Source organism: Paenibacillus zanthoxyli JH29, from assembly GCF_000520715.1.
Classification (GTDB): Bacteria; Bacillota; Bacilli; order Paenibacillales; family Paenibacillaceae; genus Paenibacillus_AQ; species Paenibacillus_AQ zanthoxyli.
The window spans coordinates 1-12047 of the sequence record NZ_ASSD01000265.1; the positions used below are offsets into that span (position 1 = coordinate 1).

Genomic DNA, 12047 nt, shown 5'->3' on the forward strand with positions numbered 1-12047 from the left:
GACTGAAGTCACGAGTTTGCGAAAACGATGCATCAATTCCGACGGTTTGTTCCCTTCAATCTTGTTTAAAACGCGTCTCGGTTGTAGGCTTGTCCAAGCTTGTTCTCCTGATGTCATTTCCATCACTTACCTTTAGATTAACGTTTATGGATTCTAACCAATCCAGGACACGTTCTTTATTTCTGCTTTCCACAAATTTATAGTAACGATCCAATTCACGGGCATCCGAGGATAATGTGTCCTTGAATCTTCGGAATATTTTCTTCCCGCCACTCAATACGTTAAACAGCTTGGCCCTTAATTTCTCGTTTGGTACGGTATCAGCAAAATCCTCCATATCCATATATCCCCCATGAGATTCGCGACTGGGGATTCGGAAATAGATTTCATTAAATCCTTCTTCAATGGCTTCACTTAACGCTTCATCTTCATCGTCCTTGTCGAACGAGTTTAGCATAACAATTTCACCAGTATCGATATTCAAGAAATGCTCTATTCCATCCATATACATATCATAGGTCTCTATGAGATCCTTAAGCTGATGTTCCGAAAGAATTAACTCCTTCATTTGAGATTCTCCTTCGCTAATTCTATTCTCCAAGGCAAGGGCTGATTGAGCTTCATACTCCTCCCACATTACCCCATAAGGAGCTCCACCTTCCGTATAGCCGGCAATAAAATAAAACTGATCATCTTGTTCAATGGAAACAAATTCATGATCTGAAAGGATCGACTTCTTTCTCTTCTTCTTCTTCTTCTTCTTCTTACTTCTCATAAGCTCACGTCCTGTAAAAATCATAGTGTAATTTCACTTTGTTGAAAAGGCATTCGATCAAGTCTCTTTATACGTGTCACGGTCTAATGGGCGTTTCACCCGCCGATTGCGCTTACTTGGGATAACAGCAGTGACGGATCGGCTTTTGCAGAAGCTCCAGAATGGCATTTGTATCGTAAGCACGATCTGCTTTAACTCATATCTTCGTCTCATGTTCCCTATTTTCTTAATTTCTACGCGTTGTACAGTTTGCGTACAGGCTCTAGCAACTCAAGCTGTCCAGCTCAACGGATGGACCGTCTTATATAATGCTCCCGTCAGCCCTTTCCATGCATTTCAAGAAAATTCTGCAAGGTTTAAGAATCACATTAGAGTCGTATATTTGTATGTATATTATTGCACTACGTATAATCGCTAGAAAAGACCTGCGCCCGGCAGGTCTCTTCCATCTCTTCACTTTTTCGCCTTATAAAACTCATGATACAGCTTCATGAGCGCCCTTTTCTCTATCCGCGATACATAGCTGCGGCTGATACCAAGCTCCTTCGCAATCTCCCGCTGCGTCCGCTCCTCGCCCCCAGTGTCCAGACCGAAACGGCCGACTACGACCTCCTTCTCCCGGTCATCCAAAATGTCGAGGTTGCGGTAGATCTTGCTCTTCTCGATCTTTAGATCCACCTCTTTAATCACGTCGTCCGTGTCGGAGCCCAGGATATCGATGAGCGTAATCTCGTTACCTTCTTTATCCGTCCCGATCGGATCGTGGAGTGACACGTCCTTGCGGGTCTTTTTAAGCGAACGGAGGTGCATGAGGATCTCGTTCTCTATACACCGAGCGGCGAATGTGGCCAGTTTGGTCCCTTTATTGGGGCGGTAGCTCTCAATGGCCTTGATCAGACCGATCGTGCCGATGGAGATTAGATCCTCCATATCTTCGCCGGTGTTGTCGAATTTTTTCACGATATGGGCTACGAGCCGCAAGTTATGTTCAATCAGCAAATTCCGGGCTCTGGCGTCTCCCTCCGCCATCATTCCCAGGTATCGGCTTTCCTCTTCCTCCGTCAGCGGCTGGGGAAACGCGTTGTTCCTTACATACGATACCAGCAGCGTCAGTTCCTTGATCAGCAGCGCAATGGTGCTAAGAAATCCGGGCACTTTGGCGACACCTCCCGCACATGTACAATGAAACCGGTCAGTAAGTCTTACGGGTTCACGGTCATTTCATTCTATGTGGGTAAATGCCTAGAAGTGCCTGTACGGGGGAAAACTGAGATCAAAAAAATCAAGTAACTGTTCCTATTTTGATCATTGAAGTTAACACACCTAGAGAACGGAAAGCTTTATTGGATACAAAAGGATAGGTGATCGGATATAAAAATCTGGATTCAAGTAGCCTTCGAGAAATCCGTAAGCCACATGAAAAACGTTAGCCCCTGTTTCTTGCTTTTTTATATAGTTTCAGGAGACGTTGGCTTGCGTTTTTCCAGCGGGACTAATGAATTATATTTAAACGTATTTATTGTATATGCTTATAATTGTATATGCTTATAATAGAAATACTCATAGTAAATTCTACCTAGAACTGATAGACTGAACTTTGTAATTTATTATCAATTTCGGGGGGCAAACATGAAGACAACTAAATGGATCGTCGTACTGATGGTCCCTTTCCTGCTAGCCGGTTGCGTCTCTCAGGGCAAATACGATTCGATAGTGAAAGAGAAAACCGATCTTTCTGCCAAACTCACCACGGCGACGGCGGATCTGGACACGGCAAAGAAAAAGTCGGACGAACAGGCGAAACAACTCGCCGATCTCAACCAATTGCGGACTGAAAACGAGCAGTTGAAAGAGAAACTAGACCTGTATCGGAAGGAGGCTAACCCGGCTGCAGCAGACACGAGCAAGTATAATACAACCGTAGAGCAAGAATACATAAACAACTTGATCCAAATCTCCGACTTCCAGGCGAAGTATTTCGACTCCTTGCTCGACGTAAAGGTGCCGGGCATCACGTTTAAAATCAAAAACAAGGGGAATAAGACCCTCTCCGAGATTGAGGTCACGGTCTATTTCAAGGACGTGAACGGCAACAATATCGCTGAGGAATCGTATATTCCGGTAAACGATATGGATTTTGATTACAAGGAACTGAAGCCGAATTACACGTTCCAACTTGACGGTGACCATTTTTATACCGTCAAGACGGTGCCGAAAGATTGGAATGCCGGGAATGCTGAGATCAAGGTGACACAGATCAAGTTCAAAGACGAGTGAGATTGATTGATTAAATCATGACCACCCGTCCAACGGGTGGTTTACACTGGGGTATAACCCCCTGTTGCCAAACTGCGCCTAAAGACGCTAGCCTGACCACAAATCTGTTCAGGCTCATTGTTATTTGTCACTTCCACTTACCAGTTAAACTGGTTTATTTCTTTTTGCTCCTTTTGTCGCTGAATGGATCTTCATACTCTTTTACACTCAGTTTATCTAGGGCTTGGTCGTGTGCTTCTTGTTCACGAATGTACTTTGCTACGGTTGCTTCATTCAACCCCACTGTACTCACATCATATCCTTCTGCCCAAAACTTCCGGTTTCCGTATTTATACTTTAATTGGGCATGCTTCTCAAAGATCATGAGCGAACTTTTCCCCTTCAGATATCCCATGAATGATGAAACCGATATCTTTGGTGGAATCGCTACCATCATGTGTACATGATCAGGTATCATATGTCCTTCTATGATCTCTACTCCCTTGTACTTACACAAACGCTTGAAAATTTCGATCAAATCTTTCCTTACTTGATTATAGATCTCTTTCCGTCTACACTTCGGGGTGAACACAATGTGGTATTTGCACATCCACTTGGTGTGCGCAAGACTGTAGTTCTTGTTTGCCATCTAAGACCATTCCTTTCCACCCCGCCTGAACATCTCAATTCTATCGGCTTGGTCTTAGTGGTCAAACCCTTGATCCCTCCACCCGCATAGCGGGTGGTTTTTTGTTTCGCACGCTTCGCGAGCTCAACTGGCTAAAGCCTAAAAAAGCAGGCATCATCTGCCTGCGAGGGAGCATGTATGGGGTATGGCCGATAACAATATTTTTATATTTGATTGTCTTGATTGTCGTTGGGGTGTTAAGATACATCTCATCACTGCCAACCCAGCTGTTTCATATTTCTCCTCCCAAACTTTACGTTGAAATTATTATACACTTCATCCATGCTACCTCGTCAGTGCTCACACGAAAGACCCACACTTGTCCACTTGAGCCTTCAATATCCCGTTCAGTTATTCATGTGAATACGGACAAATTATTACGCCAATACTACGGTTTAGAAAGAAACGGTCGATTGATGGAACATAAGAAAAATTCACTCTTGAAAATTTCGTGAAAATCATGTAATATAAGGCTACGTAAACATATCATATATCGACTAAACCACGACACTTTATCTAACATCAACTATTGTGTACAAGCCTGGAATTCACTGTAGAAGGTGATCGTATCCTACCGCTCGATACTAATGAAGGCAAGAAGACGCTGTACCGTATTTATAATGAAATCTCAAAGGAGCTGTTCGGCTTCGGGACTACGCTATTGAATGTAACCATCGACAACACGATGATTACATTTGTTGCCAAGCATCGCCGCTCTCCCCGTTCGACTGCGCTTGAGGGAGAAATCCCCAATCTTAAATATGAAGTTGATTTTTATATGTCTTCGATCTATAAGAAGAAATTAAAAGAACGGCTCGATGAAGATTTAGGATTGGATATGGAAGCCGTGCTTAGAGATTATGATCCCCTGACCCAATGGGCGATTACGAATATTATTATTAGGGAACCTTAGAGTTAACTCCATACACGGTTGTTCTCTTTTGATCTATCTTAAGGGAACGCCATCCGTCCTCAAACAAATTTCGCTTTGCTTTGTTTACAAAGAAAAGTGTTCTTGTTAGAAGCTTTATTCTATCAGGAATGCTTTTCTTTTTTATTTTTATAGATTACCCCATACACTAAAACAATGAGGTGGAGAAAAGATGATTAGAAAAAAAATGATTAACAGCGCGCTTTCCATAACTTTTGCGGCATTGGCTTTGGCTGGATGTGGTACGGCTAATCAGGCAAACACCGGGACCCCGACAGCTTCGGCACCGTCATCCTCAACAGCCAGCAGCGAACCGACCGAATTGGTTGTATCCACTTGGGGGAACGATGATTTCACCGCCAAAGAAGTCATTGCTCCGTTTGAGAAAAAGTTCAATGTAAAAGTCGTGTTTGAAATAGGCAACAATGCGGATCGACTGAACAAGGTTCAACAAAAAACCTCCAACGTGGATGTGCTGTTCCTTTCTGACTATTTCACCCAACAAGCGATCGATGCCGACTTAATCGAGAAAATCGACCGTGCCTATATTCCGAATCTTGACCAGCTTTATGATATTGCCAAAGCGCCGCTTGGCGCTGATTACGGTCCGGCCTTTACCATCAACCAGTTGGGTATCGCCTACAATCCGAAGCTTGTAAAGACAGAGATTACATCATGGAAAGATCTCTGGAATCCGGAACTGGCCAAGAAGCTGACCATGCCCGGGATTACAACGACAACCGGCCCGATGCTATTGGATGCGGCTTCTCTAGTCTCCGGAAGCAGCACTTTTAACGAGGATCAGGCATTTGCCAAATTAAAGGAATTGAATCCTTCAGTTGTTAAATACTATGGTAAAACCTCCGATTTCGTAACAATGTTCGCTCAAGGCGAAATTGCGGCGGGGCCATTTATGCAGGGCTTCCTCAAGGATCTTCTAGCGGGCGTACCTGATGCCAAATTCGTGACGCCGGAAGAAGGCGGATATGCGGTGATGAACACGGTGAACGTCGTGAAAGGTTCCAAGAATAAGGAGCTTGCGGAAGAACTGATCAACTGGTACCTGAGCAAAGAAATCCAGGAAAAGCTGGCCAAGGCCAAGATTAATTCGCCTACGAATAAAGAAGTGAAGCTGACCGAGGAAGAAGCCGAAGGCTTGACTTATGGCGCTGATATGATCAGCAAACTTCGCTATCTGGATGTTAAATACGTCAATGAAAATCTGAAAAAATGGACAGACCGCTGGAACCGCGAGATTGCGCAATAATCCTGCGGCTCAAGGAGAAGTTACAGTGAACAAAAAAGTGATCCTTGATGTTGATACAGGCGTGGATGATGCTTTAGGCATTATCCTCGCCGTTCAAAGCGGTGAATTGGAGCTGCTGGCCGTAACTACCGTTAACGGGAATGTGTCCCTTAAGCAAGCCACCGAGAATACATGCAAAATTTTGCAATTGCTGCAAGTGGAGCAGCAGATTCCTGTCATTAAAGGGGCGGATAAGCCTTTAATGAGAACGCCAGTTTTTGAACATCGGGTACACGGGACAGAAGGACTTGGTGGAGCGCTCGGATCGATGCCCGTGTATACCCCCGCCGCAGAGGGCTTTGCTCCTGACTTCATTATCGACCAGGTTCGGCAATATCCGGGCGAGGTTACGCTCGTTATGACGGCTCCCTTGACCAATCTGGCGTTGGCGCTGATGAAGCGCCCCCAATTGGCGCATGAGGTGAAAGAGGTCATTTTTATGGGCGGAGTGGTGAAAGGGGTCGGCAATGTGACGCCGGTCGCCGAATACAACATGTACGTTGATCCGGAAGCCGCGAAAATTGTGCTGCACGCCGGGTTCCCGTCATTGACGCTGGTTGGGCTTGACGTGACGCGACGGGCTTTATTGAACGAGGCCCATATTAAGGAGCTGGGAGATACTCCGATCAGCCGTTATGTTCACGAGAGCACCGCCCATTACAGGCGGCTTTATTTCGAGAGAAATCAGGTTCGTGCCTGCGCTTTGCATGATCCGTTGGCGGTAGGTGTAGCACTGCGTCCAGAGCTGGTGACTACCCAAGCTTACTATGTGGACATCGAGACGCGGAGCGAGCTATGCGACGGGCAAACCGTCTGCGATTTTCAAAACCGTCTGCGGCGGAAGCCTAACGTCAAGGTTTGTACCGAGGTGGATGCCGAAGCCTTTCTGCATTTTTTTGTGCAAGTGCTGAAAACCTAAAGCAGCAAAGAAAAGGGGTTACCTTCCTTGAAAAAGAGATATGTGTATTGGTTAATGCTTCCGGGTTTGTTATTTTTGACCTTGTTCATGCTGCTTCCGATTATCCATACGATAGGGTCAACTTTTTTCCAAGAAGGCCAGTTTACCTTTGAAGGCTACCTGCATTTTTTGAGGGATCGATACTATGTTGATATATTGCTCACTACGATGCAGGTGAGTCTGGTTACTACGATGGCTTGTATTGTGGTCGGATTCCCCGTCGCTTATCACATCTCCATGCTTAGTCCTAGAAAAAAAGGGTTTTTATTGGCGCTTGCGATCTTTCCGCTGCTTACTAGTTCGGTGGTGCGATCCTTCAGTTGGATTATTATTCTTGGCAAGAATGGTCTGCTCAATTCCTGGCTGGTCGGGCTTGGCCTGATTGATCAACCGCTGGAAATCCTTTATACGCCGACTGCCGTCATGATCGGGCTGATCCATCTATTCCTGCCACTGTTGATCATTTCCCTGGTGGGCGTGATGGAGAATATTGATCCCGACCTGGTTAAGGCCGCCGAAAGCCTTGGTTCTTCCCGGTTTACTGTATTTCGTAAAGTTATTTTTCCGCTCAGTATACCCGGACTGATCCTCGGCAGCATTCTTATATTCGTAGGCAGCATGACCGCGTACACAACACCGACGGTTCTGGGAGGCAAGAAGCGGGTTATCGCTACCTTTCTATACCAAAATGCGATTACGCTGAATGATTGGAACTCGGCCTCGGTCATTGCCACCATTATGATCGTGATTACTTTGCTTGTGATCGGCCTGATGACGAAAATGTCGCATAAATTTCGTGTGAAGGGGTAGAGGGCATGCAAGAGAAGAATCGGGGGCTTGCCCTGTTTACGTTGCTTGTTTATGTATTTTTGTTAAGTCCGCTTATCATTATTGCGGCAACATCCTTTGAGCCGGGAACGATCATGAAGTTTCCGCCGCAAGGCTTTTCCTTGAAATGGTACGAGAATATTTTTAAACAAAGCCTGTTTATGGAGACGTTCAAAATCTCGATCATCGTGTCTTTCGTAGGCAATTTGCTGGCGCTGTTGCTCGGAATTCCCGCCGCTTATGCGTTAAGCCGCTTTGATTTCAGAGGCAAGGAAGCTTGGAATGCCGTGTTTATTTCGCCGGTGCTCATCCCGGGAATTGTTATGGGCTTCACTATGCTCAAATATTTGGTCGTCACCTACCATCTGCCGATGATGCCGGCATTATTCATCGGGCATACCGTGATCATGCTTCCCTTCACGATTCGTGTCATTGCTTCGAGCCTGTCCAATTTCGATTTCTCGGTGGAGGAAGCGGCTTTGAGCCTTGGAATGAACCGTCTTAGAACATTTTTCGTCGTGGTGCTGCCCAATATCAAATCCGGCATTATTGCCGCTGTAATTATCGCTTTCCTGGATTCTTTCAATAATGTGGAAATCTCCGTCTTTATGACAGGACCCGGGGTCAGTACCTTCCCCATTCAGATGCTATCCTATTTGGAAAATCATTTTGATCCGACCCTGGCTGCGATTTCCGTGCTGCTTATGCTTTTGACAGCCGTTTTAATCTTCATCATCGAAAGACTTCTGGGATTAAGCTATTTTACAAAACGATAACGTGGGGGTCTTGTATCCATGACATTACTAGCGCTGGAAAACGTATCGGTTGCGTATGACCATCAGCATTATATTTTACGGGATTTCAACTTGAATATTGAGAGAGGGCAGTTCATCTCGCTGCTTGGACCGAGTGGCTGCGGGAAAACGACGACGCTGCGGTTAATTGCCGGTTTCCTGGAGGCCAAGAGCGGCCAGTTCACCTTTAACGGAAAAAATTATACGAAGGTTCCGGTCAACAAACGGAATTTCGGCTTCGTCTTTCAAAGCTACGCCTTGTTCCCGCATTTGTCGATCTTCGAGAATGTCGCCTTCGGCTTGCGCTTAAGAAAGGTATCCGATTCCGAAATCGCCAAGCGGGTAAGCCGCATGCTTGAAATCGTCAGCTTAACCGGCTATGAAAAACGGTTCCCCAAGGAACTGTCAGGAGGACAAAAACAGCGGGTAGCGATTGCCCGCGCTCTTGTTATAGAACCCGATTTATTGCTGTTCGATGAGCCACTCTCCAATCTGGATGCTAATCTACGGGTCAACATGCGGGTGGAAATACGCCGGATTCAGCAGGAACTCGGGATTACGACCGTCTATGTATCCCATGATCAGGAGGAGTGCTTCTCGATCTCCGATCAGGTGGCGATTATGAACAACGGTGTTATCGAACAGTTGGACCGCCCTTCCACGATTTTTAAATATCCGAGAACGGAATTTGTCGCTAAATTTATCGGCTTCAGCAATTTCATTGAATTTGCCTACCGGGAGGACCGGGATGGAGAGATTTGGCTGAAGGATAAAGCCACTTCCTTCCGAGTGCCCAAGCATGCGGGAACCGATAAGTCCGGCGGGCGCAAAATCGCTATCCGTCCGGAGGATATTAACATTACAGCCGATAGTCCGTTCATCCCTTCGACGGGGCAAATCGATACCGGGAAGGAACTGAACCAAGTGGCTGGCGCTGTCATGGTCAGTACGTTTCTGGGGCGCAGCTACCAGTATGTGGTGAGGACGGAGATGGGTGATTTTACGGTCAACCGGGAGATGGAGGAGCCTTATGCGAACGGCCAGAAGGTTCTGCTTACATTCCCCGGTGACAAATTGGTTATTGTGAACTAACGCTGCTGGAGGTGAAGACCATGCATGTAGATTTACTTATTGAAAATGTGCAAGTGTATAACAGCTATATGAAAAAGTTTAACGAAGCTAATGTTGCGGTGCTGGACGGCCGCTTCCTCTATATCGGCGAGCGCGCCCAGGAAACGTTTGAAGCTACGGAAGTTGTGAAGGGTGAAGGGCGCTATTTGCTTCCCGGCCTGATCGACATCCATCTTCATATCGAGAGCACCATGGTCACGCCGGAAAGCTTCTCCTTTGGATTAATCCGCAATGGCGTCACCACCATTGCACCGGAACCGCATGAAATCGCCAATGTCTTCGGGTTGGCGGGCGTAAAGCAGTTTATGCAGGCGAGCAAGCATTGTGTAGTTGATATGTTCTACGCCATGCCAAGCTCCGTGCCGGCTACTTCGTTGGAAACTTCCGGCGGCGCCATTGAAATTGCCGATTTGGATGAGCTGCTAAAGACGGAGAAAATAAGCTGCTTGGGCGAAGTTATGAACTATGTGGATATCATTTCCAATTCGGACAGTAAAATCAATCATATCTTGAAGCATATCCGAACGAATTACCCGAATTTGGTGATCGAAGGCCATTGCCCCATTTTGCTGGATCTGGATCTTCACCGGGTGATCTACGCCGGGGTCGATTCGGACCACACGCACCAGACGATCGAGGGAATGAAAGCCCGGATTGCCGCGGGCATGTTCATTGAGATTCAGGAGAAGTCGATGACCGCCGAGGTGATGGATTACCTGATCTGCAACGATGTAGGCGAGCACTTTTGTTTTGTGACCGATGACGTGATGGCAGACTCCTTTCAGCGCCGGGGGCATCTGAACCATCTGGTGCGCAAAGCGATTGCGATGGGGATGGAGCCGGAAAAGGCAATATATGCGAGTACGTTCACCCCGGCGAGAAGAATGAGAATGCATGATCGCGGTGCGGTTGCCCCCGGTAAAATTGCCGATTTTCTATTGGTCTCACAGCTTGAAAGCATGACCATGGACCAAGTATACAAAAAAGGAAAAAAAGCGTATGACATTAATGAGGAGTATATCCCTCAAAATAATCCGTACCCATTCCCGGTGGATTATTACCAAAGCGTTAAGCTGCCCTTGTTAAAGGAGCAGGACTTTACAGTCAAGGTGCCTGTGGCTGACAGCTTGTACAATTGTCGAGTGATGATGGTGCAGGATGGATCGACCTTTACAAAGGAGCAGCAGGCTGAAGTAGCAGTTAGGGACGGAGAGCTTGACTGGCAGGCAAGCCCATTTGGCCTGATTGTCACCTTTGAGCGTCACGGGAAGAATGGGAACCGTGGTTACGGGTTAATTGGCGGGGACACGATCAAGCGTGGAGCTGTAGCAACTACGTATTCACATGATAATCATAATCTGCTCGTCATCGGGCATAATCCGCTGGATATGATGCTGGCAGCTAATGAAGTAATCCGTAGCCAAGGCGGCTTTTGCGTGGTGGAGGACGGTGTAATACTGGCTAATCTTCATCTGCCAGTCGGTGGAATCTTAACGGAGGAACCGCTGGAGCAGACAGCTATAGAGGTCAACAGACTCCATCAAGCGATGGAATCGCTCGGCTATCGGCATTATAATCCGATTATGTCGATCAGTACACATTCCTTACCGGTTAGCCCTGCTCTGAAAATTACCGATTTAGGCTTAATTGACGTGAATCAGGGAAAGGTAGTTCCTCTGCTTGTAGAAGCCGAGGTGCACAATGGCTAAACATATTTATTTGGCCGGCTTTGAGGTTTTTTATCCCGATGCGATGGAGATTGGCGCCAGATTAAAAGCGTCTTGCGAGGAGCATGGCTTTGTCGGTATTTTTCCTAAAGATAATATGATTAATAAGCAGCCTGGCTGCAGTAAAAGCGAAATCGCCTCCGATATTTTCCAGGCCAATTTGAAGCTGATTGAACAAGCGGATATCGTCGCCGCCAATTTGAACTGCTTTCGCGGATCGGAGCCTGATTCAGGCACCGTGTTTGAGGTTGGCTATGCCTATGCCAAAGGCCAGGCCATTTATGGGTATTTGGACAAGGATATTGCTTTGTGGGAAAAGGTCGCTCTGCATTGGGGCGGCGTGCAGCTCGCAGAAAACGGAAGATACGTTGATAAAGACGGCATGTTTATCGAGGATCTCGGGCTTCCGCTTAACCTGATGCTGGGTATTCCCGTTAACCTCGTAATAGGTCCCTTTGAGGCATGCATCAAGCAGATCCAGCTCGATCAGGCAAAAGCTTAAAAATCAGCAATCAGCAGGAGCTCTCATCCAATACGATAATAAAAAGCCGTTCTTGCGTAGCGGTTGGCTAAGGTTAAGGCAAATGAGGAATAGACCGCATCACCCTTCCACAGATGGGCGGTCTATTTCTTTTGTGCGACTTGTTTTGCTA

13 protein-coding genes are annotated in these 12047 nt (G+C 46.5%); 9 read left to right on the forward strand and 4 right to left on the reverse strand.

Features of this window, described 5'->3' with window-relative positions:
- Window positions 1-55: 55 nt before the first annotated feature.
- From L691_RS30635 to L691_RS34225, 3 genes are all read right to left on the reverse strand, one after another.
- Window positions 56-775 carry a UPF0158 family protein gene (locus L691_RS30635; protein WP_025690286.1) on the reverse strand — a complete coding sequence of 240 codons (720 nt, stop codon included), beginning with the start codon at window positions 773-775 and terminating at the stop codon, window positions 56-58.
- Between the two features lie 453 nt (window positions 776-1228).
- A complete protein-coding gene (sigK, locus tag L691_RS0109800; RefSeq protein ID WP_025690287.1) occupies window positions 1229-1930 on the reverse strand; it encodes an RNA polymerase sporulation sigma factor SigK in 702 nt (233 codons plus the stop codon).
- A gap of 168 nt (window positions 1931-2098) precedes the next feature.
- Entirely contained in the window at window positions 2099-2227 is a 129-nt protein-coding gene (locus tag L691_RS34225) for a DUF4011 domain-containing protein (protein ID WP_084654034.1), read from the reverse strand.
- Window positions 2228-2404: 177 nt separating this feature from the next.
- Between L691_RS34225 and L691_RS0109805 the strand changes: the two genes are divergently transcribed.
- Window positions 2405-3052, forward strand: a complete 648-nt coding sequence (locus tag L691_RS0109805) for a hypothetical protein (protein WP_025690288.1) — start codon at window positions 2405-2407, stop codon at window positions 3050-3052.
- 154 nt (window positions 3053-3206) lie between these two features.
- On the opposite strand, the gene tnpA is transcribed toward L691_RS0109805, so the two are convergent.
- The gene (tnpA, locus tag L691_RS0109810; protein WP_025690289.1) at window positions 3207-3680 is read right to left on the reverse strand and encodes an IS200/IS605 family transposase; all 474 of its coding nucleotides are present in this window, start codon (window positions 3678-3680) and stop codon (window positions 3207-3209) included.
- Between the two features lie 568 nt (window positions 3681-4248).
- Between tnpA and L691_RS0109815 the strand changes: the two genes are divergently transcribed.
- From L691_RS0109815 to L691_RS28485, 8 genes are all read left to right on the forward strand, one after another.
- Window positions 4249-4632, forward strand: coding sequence for a DUF2294 domain-containing protein (locus L691_RS0109815; protein ID WP_408634742.1), 384 nt, complete (start codon window positions 4249-4251; stop codon window positions 4630-4632).
- 190 nt (window positions 4633-4822) lie between these two features.
- Complete coding sequence (locus L691_RS0109820) at window positions 4823-5917, forward strand: ABC transporter substrate-binding protein (RefSeq protein WP_036736421.1); 1095 nt, start codon at window positions 4823-4825, stop codon at window positions 5915-5917.
- A gap of 25 nt (window positions 5918-5942) precedes the next feature.
- Entirely contained in the window at window positions 5943-6875 is a 933-nt protein-coding gene (locus tag L691_RS0109825) for a nucleoside hydrolase (RefSeq protein WP_025690293.1), read from the forward strand.
- 27 nt (window positions 6876-6902) lie between these two features.
- Window positions 6903-7724, forward strand: coding sequence for an ABC transporter permease (locus L691_RS0109830; protein WP_025690294.1), 822 nt, complete (start codon window positions 6903-6905; stop codon window positions 7722-7724).
- A 5-nt stretch (window positions 7725-7729) separates the two neighbouring features.
- Window positions 7730-8518, forward strand: a complete 789-nt coding sequence (locus tag L691_RS0109835; RefSeq protein ID WP_025690295.1) for an ABC transporter permease — start codon at window positions 7730-7732, stop codon at window positions 8516-8518.
- Between the two features lie 18 nt (window positions 8519-8536).
- Entirely contained in the window at window positions 8537-9628 is a 1092-nt protein-coding gene (locus L691_RS0109840) for an ABC transporter ATP-binding protein (RefSeq protein ID WP_025690297.1), read from the forward strand.
- A gap of 20 nt (window positions 9629-9648) precedes the next feature.
- A complete protein-coding gene (locus L691_RS0109845; protein WP_025690298.1) occupies window positions 9649-11376 on the forward strand; it encodes an adenine deaminase C-terminal domain-containing protein in 1728 nt (575 codons plus the stop codon).
- Entirely contained in the window at window positions 11369-11896 is a 528-nt protein-coding gene (locus L691_RS28485; RefSeq protein WP_036736424.1) for a nucleoside 2-deoxyribosyltransferase, read from the forward strand. Before L691_RS0109845 ends, L691_RS28485 begins: the two co-directional genes overlap by 8 nt.
- Window positions 11897-12047: the final 151 nt, after the last annotated feature.

Bases quoted from the DNA above. Each gene is read 5' to 3' on its own strand.
- L691_RS30635 (WP_025690286.1), bottom strand. From the start codon at position 775: ATGAGAAGTAAGAAGAAGAAGAAGAAGAAGAAGAGAAAGAAGTCGATC.
- L691_RS0109805 (WP_025690288.1), top strand. From the start codon at position 2,405: ATGAAGACAACTAAATGGATCGTCGTACTGATGGTCCCTTTCCTGCTA.
- tnpA (WP_025690289.1), bottom strand. From the start codon at position 3,680: ATGGCAAACAAGAACTACAGTCTTGCGCACACCAAGTGGATGTGCAAA.
- L691_RS0109820 (WP_036736421.1), top strand. From the start codon at position 4,823: ATGATTAGAAAAAAAATGATTAACAGCGCGCTTTCCATAACTTTTGCG.
- L691_RS0109835 (WP_025690295.1), top strand. From the start codon at position 7,730: ATGCAAGAGAAGAATCGGGGGCTTGCCCTGTTTACGTTGCTTGTTTAT.
- L691_RS0109840 (WP_025690297.1), top strand. From the start codon at position 8,537: ATGACATTACTAGCGCTGGAAAACGTATCGGTTGCGTATGACCATCAG.
- L691_RS0109845 (WP_025690298.1), top strand. From the start codon at position 9,649: ATGCATGTAGATTTACTTATTGAAAATGTGCAAGTGTATAACAGCTAT.
- L691_RS28485 (WP_036736424.1), top strand. From the start codon at position 11,369: ATGGCTAAACATATTTATTTGGCCGGCTTTGAGGTTTTTTATCCCGAT.